The 18,469-nt window shown below is 67.3% G+C and carries 18 protein-coding genes, 5 tRNA genes and 1 other RNA gene; 21 read left to right on the plus strand and 3 right to left on the minus strand.

Going from position 1 to position 18,469, the window contains the following annotated elements; translation table 11 throughout:
* Positions 1-37 precede the first annotated feature (37 nt).
* Both VF167_02305 and VF167_02310 read right to left on the minus strand, forming a co-directional pair.
* A complete protein-coding gene (locus tag VF167_02305) occupies positions 38-514 on the minus strand; it encodes a BON domain-containing protein (GenBank protein ID HEX6924234.1) in 477 nt (158 codons plus the stop codon).
* Positions 511-1,206, minus strand: a complete 696-nt coding sequence (locus VF167_02310; protein ID HEX6924235.1) for a phosphoribosyltransferase — start codon at positions 1,204-1,206, stop codon at positions 511-513. The genes VF167_02305 and VF167_02310 overlap by 4 nt, the downstream gene beginning before the upstream one ends.
* A gap of 176 nt (positions 1,207-1,382) precedes the next feature.
* Here VF167_02310 and VF167_02315 point away from each other — a divergent pair, with 176 nt between their 5' ends.
* From VF167_02315 to VF167_02410, 20 genes are all read left to right on the plus strand, one after another.
* Positions 1,383-2,093 carry a response regulator transcription factor gene (locus VF167_02315; protein HEX6924236.1) on the plus strand — a complete coding sequence of 237 codons (711 nt, stop codon included), beginning with the start codon at positions 1,383-1,385 and terminating at the stop codon, positions 2,091-2,093.
* Positions 2,090-3,835 (plus strand): ATP-binding protein, encoded by a 1,746-nt coding sequence (locus VF167_02320; protein HEX6924237.1) that lies wholly within the window; start codon positions 2,090-2,092, stop codon positions 3,833-3,835. The genes VF167_02315 and VF167_02320 overlap by 4 nt, the downstream gene beginning before the upstream one ends.
* Before the next feature lie 284 nt (positions 3,836-4,119).
* Positions 4,120-5,181, plus strand: a complete 1,062-nt coding sequence (locus VF167_02325; GenBank protein HEX6924238.1) for a porin — start codon at positions 4,120-4,122, stop codon at positions 5,179-5,181.
* Between the two features lie 294 nt (positions 5,182-5,475).
* Entirely contained in the window at positions 5,476-6,585 is a 1,110-nt protein-coding gene (gene pstS / locus VF167_02330; protein HEX6924239.1) for a phosphate ABC transporter substrate-binding protein PstS, read from the plus strand.
* On the plus strand, positions 6,582-7,586 hold the full coding sequence (gene pstC, locus VF167_02335) for a phosphate ABC transporter permease subunit PstC (protein ID HEX6924240.1): 1,005 nt from the start codon (positions 6,582-6,584) through the stop codon (positions 7,584-7,586). Before pstS ends, pstC begins: the two co-directional genes overlap by 4 nt.
* A gap of 1 nt (position 7,587) precedes the next feature.
* The gene (gene pstA / locus VF167_02340) at positions 7,588-8,487 is read left to right on the plus strand and encodes a phosphate ABC transporter permease PstA (protein ID HEX6924241.1); all 900 of its coding nucleotides are present in this window, start codon (positions 7,588-7,590) and stop codon (positions 8,485-8,487) included.
* Between the two features lie 18 nt (positions 8,488-8,505).
* Positions 8,506-9,354: a phosphate ABC transporter ATP-binding protein PstB gene (pstB, locus tag VF167_02345; protein HEX6924242.1), complete on the plus strand. Its 849-nt coding sequence runs from the start codon at positions 8,506-8,508 to the stop codon at positions 9,352-9,354.
* Positions 9,351-10,055, plus strand: coding sequence for a phosphate signaling complex protein PhoU (gene phoU, locus VF167_02350; GenBank protein HEX6924243.1), 705 nt, complete (start codon positions 9,351-9,353; stop codon positions 10,053-10,055). Before pstB ends, phoU begins: the two co-directional genes overlap by 4 nt.
* A gap of 46 nt (positions 10,056-10,101) precedes the next feature.
* The gene (fabG, locus tag VF167_02355; protein HEX6924244.1) at positions 10,102-10,971 is read left to right on the plus strand and encodes a 3-oxoacyl-ACP reductase FabG; all 870 of its coding nucleotides are present in this window, start codon (positions 10,102-10,104) and stop codon (positions 10,969-10,971) included.
* Between the two features lie 184 nt (positions 10,972-11,155).
* Positions 11,156-12,199, plus strand: a complete 1,044-nt coding sequence (locus VF167_02360) for an isocitrate/isopropylmalate family dehydrogenase (GenBank protein HEX6924245.1) — start codon at positions 11,156-11,158, stop codon at positions 12,197-12,199.
* A 38-nt stretch (positions 12,200-12,237) separates the two neighbouring features.
* Positions 12,238-12,516, plus strand: coding sequence for a hypothetical protein (locus tag VF167_02365; GenBank protein HEX6924246.1), 279 nt, complete (start codon positions 12,238-12,240; stop codon positions 12,514-12,516).
* 3 nt (positions 12,517-12,519) lie between these two features.
* On the plus strand, positions 12,520-12,732 hold the full coding sequence (locus VF167_02370) for a hypothetical protein (protein HEX6924247.1): 213 nt from the start codon (positions 12,520-12,522) through the stop codon (positions 12,730-12,732).
* A 184-nt stretch (positions 12,733-12,916) separates the two neighbouring features.
* Entirely contained in the window at positions 12,917-14,098 is a 1,182-nt protein-coding gene (locus VF167_02375) for an acyl-CoA dehydrogenase family protein (protein HEX6924248.1), read from the plus strand.
* An 84-nt stretch (positions 14,099-14,182) separates the two neighbouring features.
* Positions 14,183-14,255 (plus strand) — tRNA-Lys (locus VF167_02380).
* Positions 14,256-14,290: 35 nt separating this feature from the next.
* A tRNA-Arg gene (locus VF167_02385) sits at positions 14,291-14,364 on the plus strand.
* Positions 14,365-14,384: 20 nt separating this feature from the next.
* Positions 14,385-14,468: transfer RNA gene (locus VF167_02390), tRNA-Leu, on the plus strand.
* A gap of 109 nt (positions 14,469-14,577) precedes the next feature.
* A tRNA-Leu gene (locus VF167_02395) sits at positions 14,578-14,661 on the plus strand.
* A gap of 118 nt (positions 14,662-14,779) precedes the next feature.
* Positions 14,780-15,144: RNase P RNA component class A (gene rnpB, locus VF167_02400), an RNA gene on the plus strand.
* Between the two features lies 1 nt (position 15,145).
* Positions 15,146-15,219 (plus strand) — tRNA-Arg (locus VF167_02405).
* 336 nt (positions 15,220-15,555) lie between these two features.
* Positions 15,556-16,503 (plus strand): NAD(P)-dependent oxidoreductase, encoded by a 948-nt coding sequence (locus VF167_02410; protein HEX6924249.1) that lies wholly within the window; start codon positions 15,556-15,558, stop codon positions 16,501-16,503.
* A gap of 63 nt (positions 16,504-16,566) precedes the next feature.
* Here VF167_02410 and VF167_02415 read toward each other — a convergent pair whose 3' ends face one another.
* The gene (locus VF167_02415; protein HEX6924250.1) at positions 16,567-16,857 is read right to left on the minus strand and encodes an amidohydrolase family protein; all 291 of its coding nucleotides are present in this window, start codon (positions 16,855-16,857) and stop codon (positions 16,567-16,569) included.
* A gap of 256 nt (positions 16,858-17,113) precedes the next feature.
* On the opposite strand from VF167_02415, the gene VF167_02420 reads away from it, so the two are divergent.
* Positions 17,114-18,469, plus strand: a 1,356-nt coding sequence (locus VF167_02420) for an ABC transporter permease (GenBank protein HEX6924251.1), incomplete at its 3' end; no start/stop codon positions are given.

Raw genomic sequence — 18,469 nt, forward strand, 5'->3', positions numbered from 1 at the left:
GTAATTCGTAATTCGTAATTCGTATCAAATCCCCCGCCTATCTCAGCGCCTCCGTCCGGTGCCTCAGCTGATTATGTAGCGATTTCACCCCCGGCACCTTGCGCAGTCCGGTGACGATCCGCTCCTCGTCCTCGGGGTTCACCGTGCCGGTGAGGCGCACGACGCCGTCCATTACCTCCGCGCGGATGTCGCCGACGGGGTGCACCAGGCGGCCCAGCTCGGCGCGCAGGCGTCCCTCCAGTACCGCGTCCTCCACGCGGGCATCGTGGAAGCGCGAACGCGTCTCCGCCATGATGCCGCGCGCCCGGTTGCGCAGGTGACGGGCGGAGGAGGCGGCGGCCTCACCGAGATCCTCGGCCTCGTGCGCGCGGTGGATCAGCCGGTCGCGCAGGAGCGCCCGTCGGCGGCGACCCCGATCGGGGTCCAGGTAGTACATCAATCCGGCCCCCACCATCATCCCCAGCACGAACAGACCGGGATCCCCTCCCTCGACCCTGATTCGTCTCGACGTCATCGTTGACCTCCTGATGAAGCATGCGATTCCGGCGGCGGCCCGACTTCTCCGGACCACGCGCGGGCGAGTAGCTGCCGGACTTCCTCGTCGCTCGTCTGGTCGAAGCGATCGTACCAGATGCCCACCGCGTGGAAGGGCTCCGGGGTGCGCAGGCACTCGACGGCGTCGACCTCGCGCTCGAGCAGGTCGCACGTCTCCCGGGCCGCGACCGGCACCGCTACGATCAGCTCCGCCGGGCCACGCTGGCGGATGGCCGCGGCGGCGGCGCGCATGGTAGAGCCAGTCGCCAGGCCGTCGTCCACCAGCACCACCGTTCGACCGCGGACCTCCGGTTCCGCGCGCTCTCCCCGGTACTCCGTGGCGCGACGCCGTAGCTCGGCCTCCTCCCGAGCCGCCACTCTCTCGATCTCCTCGTCCTCGACGTCGACGATATCCAGCACGGCGTGATTGAGGATCCGCACTCCTCCCTCCGCGATCGCGCCCATCGCCAGCTCCTCCTGGCCGGGCACGCCCAGCTTGCGAACCAGGAAGAGGTCGAGGGGTGCGCCGAGCGCCCGCGCCACCTCGAATCCGACCGGTACGCCCCCTCGCGGGAGCGCGAGCACGAGGACGTTGCTATGGCCCGCGAGACGGCGCCGTAGCCGCTCACCGAGCATTCTGCCGGCCTCGGTCCGATCACGAAAGCGATTCACTCCGCGTCCTCCTCGTGCGGCGCGAGAAGCCGACCGCCCTGCCCCCCATCTATCTTCGAAGGCTGCAATAACCGCTCCGACCGACCGCCTCCCCAGGCTTGCGGCGACCGCTCGAGGGGGGCCAATTTCGGCCGCGCCGCGCGCGATATACCTACATTTTGCTCGAGGTGGCTGCAATGAGCGCCAGCATCCTGGTAGTCGACGACGAACCGGATATCTCCGCGCTGGTGGCCTACCAGCTCGCCCGTGAGTCGTATCGCGTGCGGACCGCTACCAGCGGAACCGAGGCGCTCGAGGCCATCGGGCGGGAGCTCCCCGATCTGGTGGTGCTCGACCTGATGCTCCCGGGGATCTCCGGGCTGGACGTGCTGGCCGAGATCCGCCGTCGGGAGGAGTGGCGCGAGCTTCCCGTGATCCTCCTCACCGCCCGGCGAGACGAGGCGGACCGGGTGGAGGGCTTCAGGCGCGGCGCCGACGATTACGTCTCCAAGCCGTTCTCTCCTCAGGAGCTGGTCCTGCGCGTCGAGGCGGTGCTGCGCCGCGTCCGCCAGGAGCCGCCCAGCCCGTCCGAAGGCAGAGTGCTCAAGGTCGGGCCGTTCACCCTGCACTCGGAGGCGGCGCGAGCCCAGGTCGACGGGCGCGATCTCCAACTGACCCCGACGGAGTTCCGCCTGCTGGAGACCCTGATGGAGCGCCGCGGGCGGGTACAGAGCCGCCGGCAACTCCTGCAGGCGGTCTGGGGAGTGACCGCGAACATCACCACCCGGACCGTCGACATGCACGTGCAGCGGCTCCGGTCGAAAGTGGGCGACGCCGCGAGGTGGATCGAAACCGTCCGCGGCTTCGGATACCGCTTCCGTACCGAGCCGCCGGGAGAACCGGGATGAACCTCCGCGCCGACCAGCGGCTCTTTCTCTCCTACCTCGTCCTCATCCTGGGGCTGGTCGGCGCGCTGCTTCTCGGGATCGACCGGCTGTTGAATCGCGAGCTGCTCGATCTGGTCGAGCAGGACCTGGTGCGCGAGCTGGACCTGGCGGCGGAACTCTACCGCGACGCAGGCCCTACCGGTGCAGACTCTGTCGCCGACCGTGTCGCCGTCCTCACCGGCCGCCGCGCCACCATCATCGCCGCCGACGGCACCGTGATCGGCGAGTCCCGCGCGGATGGGGCGGCGCTGGCGGAGATGGACAACCACGCAAACCGGCCGGAGGTGCGGGACGCCCTGCAGACCGGCCGGGGGAGGATCATCCGCCGCAGCCCGACGGTGGGGGAGAGGATGCTGTACGTGGCTGGGCGCACTCAGGGGGGCGAGGTCGTGCGCCTCGCCTTCCCGCTCACCCTGGTCGACCGACCGATCGCAGCTCTGCAGCGCGGGGTGCTGGTGGTGGGTGTAATCGCGATCGTGCTAGCCGCGATTTTCTCCTTCGCCTTCAGCGTCGCGGTCACGCGGCCGCTGCGGCGGATGCAGGGGGCCGCACGAGCGATGGCGGCGGGCGACCTCTCCGTGCGCCTCAACGAGCAGCGCCGCGACGAGTTCGGAGAGGTGGCGCGTGCCCTGGACGCGCTCGCCGCCGAGTTGCAGCGCCGCGTGGCCGACCTCGAGGAGCAGCGGGCGCGCACTCGAGTTCTCATCGACGTCATGGCGGAAGGGGTCATCGAGCTGGGCCCGGACGGTACCGTGCGCAGCGCCAACCCCGCCGCCCAGCAGATGTTCTCGCTCCCCGAGCGGATTCCCGTCACCACCCCCGAGACTGTGTCGCGGCGCCCCGAGTTCCTGGGCATCGTGCGGCGGGCGCTCGCGGGCGAGCGCGTTCCCCTGACCGAGCTGACCGGAGAGGAGCGCGCGCTGCTCGCCACCGCGCAGCCCCTCCCCGACGGGGGCGCGGTGCTGGTGATCCTGGACGTTTCGGAGCTACGCCGCCTGGAGGGGGTGCGGCGGGACTTCGTCGCCAATGCCTCCCACGAGCTGAAGACGCCGCTGACCGCGATCCGGGGCTACAGCGAGACCCTGCAGGATCCCGGGCTGCCGCCCGAGCTGGTGCAGCGTTTCGCGGCGGTCGTCCACGCCAACGCCGCGCGGCTGCAGCGCATCGTCGATGACCTGCTGGACCTCTCTCGCATCGAGAGCGGCGGTTGGGTGCCACGCCGCGTGGTCGTGGAGATCGAGCCGCTGGCACGCGAAGCCTGGCGCGAGTGCATCCGGGCGACCGAGGGGAAGGTGGAATTCGAGGTGGCGCTGGAGGAGGGTGCGGCGCGCGCCCACTGCGACCCGGCGGCGCTGCGGCAGATCTTCATCAACCTCTTCAGCAACGCCCTGCGGTACACGCCCGAAGGGGGAAGGGTGGAGGTGCGTACTTCCAGAGGCGGAGGGGAGGGCGAGAGCGAGCGGGGTCGATGGGTGAGTATCGAGGTGGCGGATACAGGCAGCGGGATCCCGGCTGCCCACCTGCCGCGGATCTTCGAGCGCTTCTACCGCGTCGATGCGGCGCGCTCGCGCGAGGAAGGCGGCACCGGGCTCGGCCTCTCCATCGTCAAGCACCTGGTGGAGGCGCACGGCGGGACCATCGAGGCGGAGAGCACGCTCGGGGAGGGGACCACGATAAGGTTCACGCTGCCGGCGGAGGACTGAGCGCGAAACCGCGGAGAACGCAGAGGACGGCACAGAGAGGGCCCGGGAGTGAGGTCCTGGATAGCCCCGGACCGACTACGAGGTCACGGAGGAGAGTGTGGGAGTCCGGGATTCACTCAGGCTATTGTGAAAGTCCGGCATTCACTCGGGCAATGAAGTGAAAAGGGGAAAGGTGTTCTCCGCGTCCACTGTGACAACCTCTGCGTGTGTGGTTGTGTCCGCGAGCCCGGGGTGAAAGATTCGCCGTTTTCCAGACATCAATCCGTGACGATCGGAGAGCACGAATGATTCGGCGACCTTTGATGGTGATGGTAGCGGGTGCGGTGCTGACGTTCGCCGGCGGGAGCCCGGCCGATGCCCAGGACACTGACGTGATCATCGGGTCCGAGGCGATCGAGATCGACATTGGAGGGCGGGTTCAGACCCAGTTCAATACCACCACCATTGCGAGCGAGGCACCTTCGGAGATGATCCTGCGCCGCGCGCGCATCGAGCTCGACGTGACGGTGAACGACCTGGTGAGCGCGAGCATCGATCCCGATTTCGCCGGGAACGAGGTCACCCTCAAGGACGTCTACGCCAAGCTCAACTTCTCCCCGCAGTTCCAGCTCCTCGTAGGCCAGGCCTACAAGCCCTTCGGGCTGCTCGAGCAGACCAGCTCCACCCGGATCCTGCCGATCGAGCGTGGACTGCGGGTACGCGGCCTGGAGGCGATGGACGAGTACGCGATCCTCAACGAGCTGGAGTACAGCGATCGCGACATCGGCGTCCAGGTCATGGGAGAGCCCGATTTTCTGCCCCTGGGCTTCAGGTATCAGGCGGGAATCTTCCGGGGGCCGCTGCACGGGGCTTCGAACATCGACGACAGCTACCAGTACGCGGCGCGATTCACCATCCAGCCCAGCGAGATCGTCCGCGTGGGCGCCGGATGGAGCAGCCGCCACTTCCTGGATGTGCCGGTGAACGAGTCCGATCCGTTCGTTCGCGGCCACGCCTTCGAGCTGGATGCGGAGGTGGGGACCTACGATCCGGGACTCCACCTGCTGGGCGAGATCTCCTTCGGCGACGCCAACCCCAGCCTCGGACAGGACTTCTTTGGGGCCCACGGCTGGGTCGCCTGGCGCTCCGAGGAGATCTCGCCCGTGGTGTCCGCCTTCGAGCCGATCTTCCGCGCCAGCTACGGCGACGTCGACGAGGCCGGCGAGACCACCCTGCTGACCCCCGGCTTCAACGTCTACTTCGGCGGCCGGAACCGCCTGATGGTGAACTACGACTTCGTTCTCCTCGGCGACGCGTCCGACGACACCGAGGGAAGCTTCAAGATGCAGATGCAAGTCGCCTTCTAGGCGGGAATTACGGACTACGGATTACGAATTACGAATTACGAATTACGAATTTGCCATCCTGAGCGAAGCGAAGGATCGCATTCCAATACAGTGCTTGCCCGCGATCTTCGGTGGCGCTCAGGATGACGACAGCGCATTTAAAATTCGTAATTCGTAATTCGTAATTCGTAATTTCTCCCACTAACCCTCCGCCTCCCCCCCTTTTACCTCCCCGTCTCAGCGTCGTGACCGATCCGTTACACGCCTCGCGTATGATTCGGCGGCTCGAAGCAGACCTACAACGAGAGACGCCTGATGAATCGAACCTGGACGAGGTGGGTCGCGACGGCGGCGGGGGCAGTCGTTCTCGGCGCTTGCGGGGGGGATGGGGGTGAAGCGACGCCGGGGGAGATGGCGCAGCGGCAATCGGCGGGCGGCGCCGTCTCGCTGACCGGGGCGGGGGCGACCTTCCCCTATCCCATCTACTCCCGCTGGTTCAGTGACTACGCCGCCCAGACCGGCGTGCGGGTGAACTACCAGTCGATCGGCTCGGGCGGCGGCATCCGGCAACTCACCGAGAAGACGGTGGACTTCGGCGCCTCGGACGCGCCAATGACGGAGGAGGAGCTGGCCGCCGCGCCGGGCACGGTGCACATCCCCACCGTCATCGGGGCGGTGGCGGTGGCCTACAACCTTCCTTCGGTAGGCCAACCGATCCGCCTTACGGGCGAGCTGCTGGCGGACATCTTCCTGGGCCAGGTCACCCGCTGGAACGATCCGCGGATCCGGGAGTTGAACCCCGGTCTGGAACTCCCCGCCGAGGACATCCTGGTCGTCCGACGCAGCGACGGCAGCGGTACCACCTTCGTCTTCACTGAATACCTGGCGGCGGTGAACCCGGCCTGGCTACACCGCGTCGGGGTGGGCAAGTCGGTGAACTGGCCGACCGGCCTGGGGGCAAAGGGGAACGAGGGTGTCACCGGCCAGCTCAAGCAGGCGGTCGGAGCGATCGGTTACGTCGAGCAGGTCTACGCCGAACAGAACAACCTGCCCACCGCCGCCATCCGGAACAGCGCCGGCGAGTTCGTGACGCCTTCGGTGCAGGGGGCGATGGCCGCCGCGGCCGGGGCGGCCGAATCGCTACGGCCGGGTGGCGACCTGACGCTCTCGCTGGTGAACGCCGAGGGGCCGCAGAGCTACCCCATCACCACGTGGACGTACCTGCTGCTCCCGCCGAACTTCACCGATTGCGCGCGCGGTCAGGCGGTGGTGGAGCTGGTCCGCTGGATGTTGACGCAGGGCGACGCGACAGCCGAATCGCTCGGATACGCGCCGCTCCCCGCGTCCGTGGAGCGAGAGGCGCTCGCTCGTCTGGATGCGATCACCTGCGGGCCCGACGCGAAGCCGATCGCTAGCGGCTCATGAGCCAGCAGGGCTCCGTTGCGAGTGCAGGCGGCGCCGGTGGAGGGGCGGGCGTCGCCAGCCTGCGACGCTTACTCCCCGTCTGGGCGCGGGGCAACGCGGCCGATACCGCGTACGGGATGGTCCTCCTCCTCTTCGGTCTGGCCATCCCGGTCCTGTTCGGCTTCATCCTCTACCGGGTGGGTGTGGCGGCATGGCCTGCCGCCCAGACCTTTGGCTGGGGCTTCGTCGTCGGCTCGGAGTGGAACCCGGTCGCGGGTGAGTTCGGGGCGCTGCCGTTCATCGTCGGTACGCTCCTCACCTCGGCGATCGCCCTCCTGCTCGCGGTACCGCTCTCGGTCGGGCTGGCCATCTTCCTCACCGAGCTGGCGCCCCGCTGGCTCGCCGGCCCCATCGCCTTCGCCACCGAGCTGCTGGCGGCGATCCCCAGCGTCGTCTACGGGCTCTGGGGATTGTTCGTGCTGGTCCCCTGGCTACGCGAGGGGATCATGAAGCCGGTGATCGGCGCGGTCGGGGCTCGCATCAGCTGGCTGAGCGGTCCGGCTTTCGGCCCGAGCATCCTGGCCGGCGGGGTGATCCTCGCGATCATGATCATTCCCTTCATCTCCGCGGTCTCGCGTGAGGTGCTGGCGGCCGTGCCGCGGGCGCAGCGAGAGGCAGCACTCGCACTCGGCGCTACCCGCTGGGAGATGACCTGGCAGGTGGCGCTTCCCTACGCGCTGCCGGGGATCATCGGCGCCACCATCCTGGGACTGGGAAGGGCGCTGGGGGAGACCATGGCGATCACCATGGTGATCGGGAACACCCCTGACCTGCCCGACTCGATCTTCGATCCGGGCTACTCCATGGCCAGCGTGTTGGCCAACGAGTTTGCCGAGGCGTCGGGCGAGCTCTACCTGGCCGCGCTGATGGAGATCGGGCTGCTGCTCTTCGGCATCACCATCGTCGTGAACTCGGTGGCGCGCTTTCTGGTCTGGCGTGCCGGGCGCCGGGGAGGGAGCTGAAATGGTACGGCTCAGTCGGCGCGCGCGGGGTGAGAGCCGGGGAGGGATAGCCCGATCGCCTCTGCGAGAGCGGCGCCGGCGCGTGGTGAACGCGCTGATGCTGACGCTCACCGGCGTCGCGACCGTGGTCACCATCATCCCGCTCCTCCTGATCTTCTTCTACCTGCTGGAAGCGGGGTTCGGCTCGCTGAACCTGGACTTCTTCACCGAGGTGCCGGCGCCCGTGGGGCAGGCCGGCGGAGGAGTGGGCAACGCGATCCTGGGCACACTGGAGCTGGTGCTGTTTGCCGGCTTGCTCGGCCTGCCGGTCGCCCTGGGCGCGGGCGTCTTCCTGGCGGAGGCGGGGGAGGGCCGGCTGGCGACAGCGGTTCGCTTCGTCGCCGACGTGATGAACGGCATCCCCTCGATCGTGGTGGGAATCTTCGTCTGGGCCTGGCTGGTGGTGTCGATGGGCCACTTCTCGCTCTTCGCCGGCTCCGTGGCCCTGGCGGTGATGCTGGTGCCGATGGTCACACGCACCACGGAGGAGATGATCCGACTGGTCCCGCGCGAGCTGCGCGAGGGCGGATTGGCGCTGGGTCTCACCCGCTGGCGAACGACCATCGGCATCGTGCTACCCGCGGCGAAGAGCGGCATCCTCACCGGAATCCTGGTGGCGCTCGCGCGCGTCGCGGGTGAGACGGCGCCGCTCCTCTTCACCGCTTTCGGCAACCCCTTCTGGTCGTGGCGCCCCGATCAGCCGGTGGCGGCGTTACCGCTCCAGATCTTCCAGTACGCCATCGCGCCGTACGAGGACTGGCACCGGCAGGCCTGGGCGGGCGCGCTCGTGCTCATCGGGCTGGTGCTCATCGTCAACCTGAGCGCGCGATATCTGATCCGTAGTCCTTACCGGGAGCAGTAGGACATGGTGGAAACCCAAATGAAAAGTCATCCAGAGCCGGTGACCGCTCGCCGCGGGACGACGACCGCTCGCCGGGCGGGTGCGGTGACGCGCGAGGTCCAGCCGCCCCCGCGGCCGCTGGTGGAGGCGAGGGGCTTCTCCTTCTTCTATGGGCAGACGCAGGCACTGCACGGGATCGACCTGGCGATCCCCGAGCACCGGGTGACCGCGCTGATCGGCCCCTCGGGGTGCGGCAAGTCGACCTTCCTGCGGTCCATCAACCGCATGAACGACCTCATCCCCGGGATCCGGCACGAGGGTGAGATCCTGCTGAACGGGAGATCGGTCTACGCACCCGACCAGGACGTGGTGGCGCTGCGCAGGCGGGTAGGGATGGTCTTCCAGAAGTCCAATCCCTTCCCCAAGTCGATCTACGACAACGTCGCCTACGGCGCGCGGGTAAACGGGCTGGCCCGCAACCGCCAGGCGCTGAACGACATCGTGGAGCGGTCGCTGCGGGGCGCGGCCCTCTGGGACGAGGTCAAGGATCGGCTGCACCGCAGCGCCCTGGGCCTCTCCGGTGGGCAGCAGCAGCGGCTCTGCATTGCGCGGGCGCTGGCGGTGAACCCCGAGGTGCTGTTGATGGACGAGCCGGCGAGCGCGCTCGATCCGATCGCCACCCAGCGCATCGAGGAGCTCATCTATGAGCTGAAGGAGCGCTACACGATCGTAATCGTCACGCACAACATGCAGCAGGCCGCCCGGGTTTCGGACTACACCGCGTTCTTCTATCTCGGGCGCCTGGTGGAGGTCGGACGGACCGACGACATGTTCACCAATCCACGCGAGGAGCAGACCGAGGCCTACATCACCGGGAGGTTCGGATGAGCGCGGCCACAGCGCCGCGCCACTTCCACGAGGAGCTGGCGCAGTTGAAGAAGCTCCTGCTGGAAATGTCGGGTCTGGCGGAGGAGCAGGTACGCACCTCGATGGAGGCCTTCAGGGAGCAGGATCCGATTCGGGCTGAGGCGGTGATCCTGGCGGATCGCGAGCTCGACGCGATGGAGATGGAAGTGGACGACGCATGCGTCCACCTCCTGGCGCTGCAACAACCCCTCGCCCGCGATCTGCGGCTGATCACCATGGCAATGAAGATCGCCAACGACCTGGAGCGGGTGGGCGACCACGCCGTGAACATCGCCCAGGCCGTGCAGCGTCTTTCGCAAAGGCCGCCATTTTCGCAGTTTCCCGAGGTTGAGGAGATGGCCCGCCACGCCAGCGAGATGCTCTCGGATGCGCTGGACGATTTCGTGCGGAGCGACGCCGAGGGCGCCAGGGCCGTTTGCCAGCGGGACGACCAGGTTGACGCGCTGCACGAGTCGCTCTTCCGCGTCCTCCTGACGCACATGATGGAGGATCCGCGGCGGATCGGGCCCGCGATGGAGCTGTTCCTGGTGGGCCGTAATCTCGAGCGGATCGCGGACCTGGCGACCAACATCGCCGAGGACGTGGTCTTCCTGGTGGAAGGCCGTACGATCAAACACCAGGCGGAGCGCCGCGTGAGCCAGGAGGCGTCTCCGCCCGATTGACCGACGGCGCGACGCGCCGTCGGGGAACCCCGGACCCGCAGCAGCGATGCGTCAGCCCTCCCCTCAACCTCCTTCCGTCGAGGACCCCGTCCAGCGGCTGCTCGAGCAGGTCGTCGAGGAGCCCTCCCCCTCACCACTCCAGCAGGACGGCTCACTACGCGGCCGCTGCGCCATCGTCACCGGCGGCGCGACCGGCATCGGGCGCGCCATCTGCCTGGAGCTGGCCCGCCAGGGGGTACACATCGCGTTCAACTTCCTGGCGACCGGCACGGACGCCGAGGAGATCCGCGAGCAGGCCAAGCAGACCGCCGGCGAGATCGCGCAGCTCGAGGTGCGCGTGCACTCCGAGGAGTGCGACGTGCGCGACCCCGACGCCGTGCGAGGCTTCGTGGACCGCACGCGGCGCATCCTGGGCGGGGTGCACATCCTGGTCAACAACGCCGGCGTGGCGCACGATCGCGCTCTGTGGATGATGACCGACGAGCAGTGGAAAGAGGTCCTGGACACCAACCTGACCGGGGCCTTCTACATGCTGCGGGCGGTCACCCCGATTCTGCGCTCCCAGCGCGATGGAAAGGTGGTGAACGTGGCGTCCGTGCACGCCTTGCGCGGCGAGTTCGGGATCGCGAACTATTCCGCCTCCAAGGCGGGACTGCTGGCGCTCACCCGCGCCGCGGCCGTGGAGCTGGGCCCCAGCAATGTGAACGTGAACGCCGTGGCGCCGGGCTACATCCGCACCACCCGCCTGACCCACGACGTCCCCCCCGAGGTCCTCGACCGCGCGCGCGAGCGCTCCGCCCTGGGCCGCCTGGGCGACCCCCAGGACGTAGCCAACGTGGTGGTGTTCCTGTGCTCCGAGCTGGCGAGGCACATTACGGGAGCGGTGGTGCCGGTGGATGGGGGGCATGTGTTGTGAAGAAGCTAGAAGTTAGAAGCTAGAAGCTAGAATTCTCATCTTCGGGCTTCCCAGCGGCGGCGAGGGGCATTCTTACACAGCAGAGACGCTCTTCGTATCGAGAAGCCGAGGAATGGAATTCTAGCTTCTAGCTTCTGGCTCCTGGCTTCTTCCGCCGGCCCGATCCCTGCAGATTTTCCGAAGAATGGAATTCAAAAATTCTTCTTCTCATTCCCGGCCGCTCCCCGTCACCCTCATTCCCGGCGACGGCATCGGGCCTGATATCACGGAGGCGGTGGTGCGGGTGCTGGAGGCGGCGGGGGCGCCGATCGCGTGGGACCGGCAGGTCGCGGGCATGGCGGCGCTCGACGCGGAGAACACGCCGCTCCCGCAGGCTTGCATCGATTCGATCCGGCGCAACCGGGTGGCGCTGAAGGGTCCGTTGACGACGCCCGTGGGGGTCGGCTTCCGCTCGATCAACGTGGCGCTGCGCAAGGAGTTCGACCTCTACGCCAACGTGCGGCCAGCGCGCACGATCCTGCCGGACTACAGGTACGACAACATCGACCTCGTACTCATCCGCGAGAACACCGAGGGGCTCTACAGCGGGGTCGAGCACTATGTGGGGATCGGGGACGATCCGCGCGCGGCGGCCGAGTCCGTGATGATCGTCACCCGCTTTGGGGCCACGCGCATCCTGCGGTACGCCTTCGAGTACGCCGTGGCGCACGGGCGGAAGAAGGTCACGCTGGCCCACAAGGCGAACATCCTCAAGTACACCCAGGGGCTCTTCCTCGACGTGGGCCGGGAGATGGCGCGCGAGTACGAGGGGCGGGTGGAGTTCGAGGATCGCATCATCGACGCCACGGCGATGATGCTGGTGATGGACCCCTACCGCTTCGACGTCATCGTCTGCGAGAACATGTTCGGGGACATCCTCTCCGACGAGATCGCCGGGCTGGTCGGAGGTCTGGGGCTGGCGCCGGGCGGGAACATCGGGACCAACGCGGCGATCTTCGAGGCGGTGCACGGCTCCGCGCCTGACATCGTCGGCCGTAACATCGCCAACCCGTCGGCGCTCCTGCTCGCCGCGGTGATGATGCTGGAGCACCTCGGCCTGCGCGAGCACGCCGAGCGCGTCCGTAAGGCGCTGGAGGAGACGGTCCGAGCGAGGGAGACGCTCACCCCCGATCTGGGCGGCAGCGCCTCCACCGACGAGTTCACCGACGCGATCATCCGCAGGCTGTGACCGGGGCCTATGACACCAGGCGCTGCGAGAACTGCGGCGTGGAGCATCCCGCGGTGGATCTGGACCCGGGTGGGTGGTGCGCGGAGTGTCGGGCCATCGTGGTGCGGCGCGCCACCCTGATCGCGCGCCTCCTGGCGATCCTGGGATCGCTGCTCGTCGGGTTGTGGGTGGCGACGGTGATCGAGCCGGGCTCGCGCTTCGCGCTCGGCTGGGTGCTGATCGTGGTGGCGGTGTACTATCTGCTGTACAAGCTGGCGCGCCGGGTCTCCTTCGAGGTCATCCGGAGTCGGGGGGTGCGCCCCCGGGCGAAGAGGTGAGTGATGGCGGGCATCAAATCCCCGTGGGTGAACGTGGTGGGTGCGACGATCGGCGGTCTGGCGCTGGGCTACGGGTTGGGGAGCCTGTATAACGGCTTCTCCCTGTACGGCATTTTCTGGGCGGTGCTGGGCTTCGTCGTTCTGGGCTGGGCCATCTTCGACCGGCGGCGGTTCCGCCCGGGAACGCCGGAGAGTGAGGGGAAAACGATCGAGTGAGAAGCTAGGAGCGAGAAGCTAGAAGCTAGAAGGGTGGCAGGCGGGATCGTGCTTGCCGGCCGCTGGCTCGGAACCGGCCTGTAGGGCGCCCCTACAGGCGGGGTTCGTGCCGGAAGATCACCGGGCGTTGCCGACAACGCTCAAAGCAACGTCCCGGCATTTCCGTTCACTCCCTTTCAACAGTATGCCCAGCTTCAACCCACCGGACTACTTCGACACCGAATCCCTCCTCTCGGAAGAGGAGATCCTCATCCGGGACACGGTGCGGGAGTGGGTAGACGACAACGTCCTCCCCGTCATCCAGCAGGCCTACGTCGAGCGGCACTTCCCGCGGGAGCTGATCCCGCGGATGGCGGAGCTGGGGATCTACGGGGCCAATCTGCCGGAGGAGTACGGCTGCGCGGGGTTGAACAACGTTGCCTACGGGCTGATCATGCAGGAGCTGGAGCGGGGAGACTCCGGGATCCGCTCCTTCGCCTCGGTGCAGGGTGCGCTCTGCATGTACCCGATCTACGCGTTCGGCAGCGAAGAGCAGAAGCGCGAGTACCTGCCGAAGATGGCCCGTGGCGAGCTGATTGGCTGCTTCGGCCTGACCGAGCCGGATTTCGGCTCCAACCCGGCGGGGATGGTCACCCGGGCGAGGAAGACCGACGACGGCTGGGTGATCAACGGGGCGAAGATGTGGATCACCAACGGCTCGATGGCCGACCTCGCCATCATCTGGGCGAAGACGGGCGAGCTGGACGATCCGTCGTCGATCCGCGGCTTCATCGTGCCGACCGATTCTCCGGGGTTCACGGCGAGGGATCAGCAGGGGAAGCTGTCCCTGCTGGCCTCCGACACCTCCGAGCTGTCACTGCAGGAGGTGCACGTCCCGGACGAGGCGCTGCTGCCGGGGAGCGGGGGGCTGAAGAGTCCGCTGATGTGCCTGACCCAGGCCCGCTACGGAATCGCCTGGGGCGCCGTGGGGGCGGCGATGGCGTGCTACGACGAGGCGCTCCGCTACGCACAGGCGCGGGTGCAGTTCGACGGACCCATCGCGGGCAAGCAGATCCAGCAGGTGCGCCTGGTGGAGATGCTGACCGAGATCACCAAGGCGCAGCTGCTCTGCGTGCAGCTGGGGAGGCTCAAGGACGCGGGGAAGCTGCGCCCGCAGCAGGTCTCGCTGGCCAAGCGAAACAACGTGAACATGGCCACCGAGGTGGCGCGCGAGGCCCGGCGTCTGCTGGGAGCAAACGGTATCCTCGTGGAGTATCAAGCCATGCGTCACATGGCGAACCTGGAGAGCGTCTATACGTATGAAGGAACGGATGATATCCACGCCCTGATCGTGGGCCAGGACATCACCGGGTACGGGGCTTTCTGACGTGCGCCGAGCCTCCTTTCCGAGGGGGCGCCGGGGGTTGACACCACCCCCGACCTCCTCTAAATTTTCAGATCTTGACTGGATGCACCGCTAGCTCAATTGGCAGAGCAGGGGACTCTTAATCCCAAGGTTGAAGGTTCGATTCCTTCGCGGTGCACTCGAGGGTAGCCCGGCGGAGGGATGCCGGTTTGTGCGCCCGTAGCTCAGCTGGATAGAGCGTCTGACTACGGATCAGAAGGCCGGGAGTTCGAATCTCTCCGGGCGCACCTGAGAAGGTTGAAGTCGTGCTCCTGTGGCGGAACTGGTAGACGCGCTAGATTCAGGATCTAGTGGGCGCAAGCCCGTGGAGGTTCGAGTCCTCTCGGGAGCACTTACGGACGGCAATTTTGAATTAAGAATTTTGAATTTTGAATTGGCCGGCTGAGTGTGGGTCGCTTAGCCGCCTTTCAATTCAAAATTCAAAATTGCCTTGCAGGGCTGCCCAGGTGCTGAAACTGGTAGACAGGCCAGACTAAGGATCTGGTGCCGGAAACGGCGTGGAGGTTCGAGTCCTCTCCTGGGCACTGCGCGCGCGCTCCGCGCGCGAATTACGAAATTACGAATTACGAATTACTCTCCGGAGTACGAACACGGAATGGGTGTGGTAATTCGTAATTGGTAATTCGTAATTGCTGTTTTTCTCGGGTGGCGAGTGAGGATCGCGGCACCTTCGGGGTGTCGAGGAAAGTCCGAGCTCCGCAGGGCAGGGTGCCGGGTAACGCCCGGGCGTCGCAAGGCGACGGAAAGTGCAACAGAGAGCAGACCGCCGATGGCCCTCGCGAGGGGGCACAGGCAAGGGTGAAAGGGTGCGGTAAGAGCGCACCGCGCTCCTGGTAACAGGAGTGGCACGGCAAACCCCACCCGGAGCAAGGCCAAGCAGGGACGAGGAGTTGCCCGCTCCGTCCGAGTCCCGGGTAGGCCGCTTGACGGCGCCGGAGACGGCGTTCGCAGAGAAATGATCCTCCCCGCAAGCGGGACAGAACTCGGCTTATTCCGCCACCCGTTCGTGCGCTCGTAGCTCAGCTGGATAGAGCGTTGGCCTCCGGAGCCAAAGGTCACAGGTTCGAATCCTGTCGAGCGCATTCGGTATCGAGGAACCCCGCAAGCGTCAGCTGCGGGGTTTCTCTTTTTTCCCCGCCCGGTGGTGCCATTCCACCAGTCGCACTCCATCGAGCACCCCTCTACATACCGGCGAACCGGCTGCTTCAGTTCGGGCTGGCACTCATTTTCGGGAGGCCCGCGGCGCTTCGATCGGCAAGATTGTCTGATTCTCGCGGGCCAGCGAAAAACCCTCCAACCGCGGTGCTTTCGTGGTGACCTACGGGGAATTTCATGGTGTCACATCGCAAGGGGGGCGGCCGTCAATTGGAAGGTGCCTGAGATCGGAATACGTACCATTTCTCCCAACGAGGTTGACTGTGAACATTTTCGTTGCAGGGGCCACCGGAGTCATCGGTCGGGAACTCGTGCGCCTTCTGGTGGAGCGTGGCGAGACGGTGACGGGCATGACGCGCTCCGCGTCGAGGCGCGGAGTCATCGAGCAGCTCGGCGCTCGGTCTGTGGTGGCCGATGCTTTCGACGCGGAGGCCGTCCATCGTGCGGTCGCCGCGGCGGAGCCGGACGTGGTCGTCCACGAGATGACGGCTCTCACGCACCTCGGGGCACCGCGCAACCTGCACCGTGACTTTGCGCAGACCTCCCGCCTGCGCACCGAGGGCACGGACATTCTCCTCGCGGCAAGCCAGGCCGTCGGGGTCCCCCGATTCATCGCGCAGAGCTACTGTGGCTATCTTCCCGCGACCCACGGCCCGCTGATCGTACCGGAGGACGAGCCGCTGGACCCGCGACTTGCGGGCGCCCTCGCGGGTGTATTCGAGGCGCTTCAATACCTCGAGACGGCCGTGACGGGAGCGTCTTCGACGGTGGGGATCGTCCTGCGGTACGGCGGTTTCTACGGACCGGGAACGACGTTGTCGCGACGTCCTCCGGGCGCGCACACCGAGTTGGTCCGTAAGCGCCGGTTTCCGATCATCGGCAACGGAGCGGGCATCTGGTCGTTCATCCACGTCGAGGATGCCGCACGCGCCACCGTCGCCGCGATCGACCGCGCGGAGCGGGGGATCTACCACATCTGCGACGATGAACCTGCGCCCGTACGTGAGTGGCTGCCCGAGCTCGCGGCCGCTCTCGGGGCCCGGCCTCCGTTTCGGGTGCCACGATGGCTTGGCCGACTCGCGGCGGGAGAGGCAGCGGTCATCGTGAGTACGGAGGTGTCGGGAGCGTCAAATGCCAAGGCCAGGCGTGAGCTGAGATGGGAGCCAGTCTACAGGAGCTGGCGTGAGGGGTTCCGGCGTGGACTCGGCTGAGTCGGCGTTCGGTACGATTCCGAAAGCAAAGCTAGTCGGAACGCGGTCGGTTCCACGCCGCCCTCAGAAGGTCGGGAGCGCGGCGTCAAGCTCCGCTCGCTCGAGTAGGCGCCCGTTCAGAATCACCGCGTGGACCGAGCCCAGGTTGCCGATGTCATCGAGCGGGTTGGCGTCCAGCAGGACCAGGTCGGCGACCTTGCCGACGCTGACGGATCCGAGCTCCTTCTCCCGGCCGAGGTGCCGCGCGGCATCAATGGTCGCCGTGCGCAGGGCGTCCATGGGCGAGAGGCCGTACCGGCATCCACGAACAATCCCAGCTCGGCGACCACGTCTCCCGGATACACGAAGGGGAATCCCATGAGCTCAGCGGCACCGCGCGAGTGCCGCGAACGCCGGCAGGTGTCCGTTTCTGGCATTCGGCCTTCCCGCGGCCGGACAGCGCGCACCTTAGTTCATCTACTCTCCCGACAGCCCAAGCGGTTGTCCCGCCTTGACTTGTCTCCGCCGGGGGTGCCTGGTACGCAGCTTCCCTCCGCGCCCGCTAGTCCGCTGCTCGCCACAACCGACCGGAAGCGCCGGACGAGCCTTCCCCCTGGGCCCCCTCACCCCCATGGACACTCTCCTGCAGGACCTCCGCTACGCCGCGCGCACCCTCTCCCGGAACCGCGGCTTCACCCTGATCGCGGTGCTCACTCTCGCCCTGGGGATCGGGGCCAACAGCGCCATCTTCAGCGTCGTCAACGCGGTTCTGCTGCGACCGCTGCCGTTCATGGAGCCCGAACAGCTCGATCGCGTCTACAGCACCATCGAGGGGTTCGGTGACGTCCAGGTATCTCCGCCGGACTTCCTGCAGATGCAGCAGGAGAGCCGCGCCTACGAGAGCCTGGCGGCGTTCACCTACTCGTCTCCCAACCTCACCGGCGAAGGCGATCCGGTACGCCTGAACGGCGCCTGGGTGAGCGCCAACTTCTTCGACCTTCTGGGCGTCCGTCCCCTCGTCGGCCGCACCTTCGCCGCCGAGGAGAGCGATCCGGGGCAGACCAACGTGGCAGTGCTGGGGCACGACCTCTGGCAGGAGCGCTTCGGGGGGAGCCCGGAGGTCGTGGGCCGGACGGTCCGCCTGAACGGTCAGCCGTACGAGGTGATCGGCGTGATGCCTCGCGGCTTCGACTACCCCGGCGAGCGGGAGCTCTGGACGCCGCTCGAGTACGGCCCGGAGTTCAGGAGCGACGAGAGCCGGGGATCGTACTACCTCACGGTTATCGGTCGTCGCAATTCCGGCGTCACGCCCGTGCAGGGTTCGGCGGACCTCGCGGCGATCGCGGGCCGTATCGCGCAGGCATTCCCGGACAAGGGACGCTTCGGGGGCAGGGCGGTCTCGCTGCGTAACGAGCTGCTGGGGGAGATCGAGGCCCCGCTGCTGGTGCTGCTCGGCGCCGTAGGACTGGTGCTGCTGATCGCTTGTGGGAACGTCGCCAACCTGCTGCTCGCCCGAGCGGTGGCGCGGGAGAGCGAACTGACCGTGCGGGCCGCGCTGGGCGCAGATCGCCGGCGGCTCGTTCGGCAGCTCCTGACCGAGAGCCTCGTCGTCGCGCTGTTGGCTGGCGCGGTAGGGTTGCTGCTGAGTGTCTGGGGAGTAGAGGCGCTGCTGCTGCTGCGGCCCGAAGGGATCCCACGCCTGGACGAGGTGGGGGTGGACTGGCGCGTGGTGGCGTTCACGGCCGCACTGGCGACCTTTACGGGCCTCGTCTTCGGGTTGGTGCCGGCGTATCAGGTCACCCGTGGCGAGCTCGCTCGCGGCGTGCGGGAGGGTGGTCGCGGCGGGCTGGCTGGACGCGGTGCAAGCCGCATGCGGTCTTCGCTGGTCGTCCTGCAGACCGCGCTCGCGGTGATGCTCCTGTCGGCCGCCGGCCTTCTGATCCGCAGCTTTACGAAGCTGGTCGCGGTGGATCCGGGCTTCCGTACG

It is taken from the genome of Longimicrobiaceae bacterium (genome assembly GCA_036375715.1).
Classification (GTDB): domain Bacteria; phylum Gemmatimonadota; class Gemmatimonadetes; order Longimicrobiales; family Longimicrobiaceae; genus DASVBS01.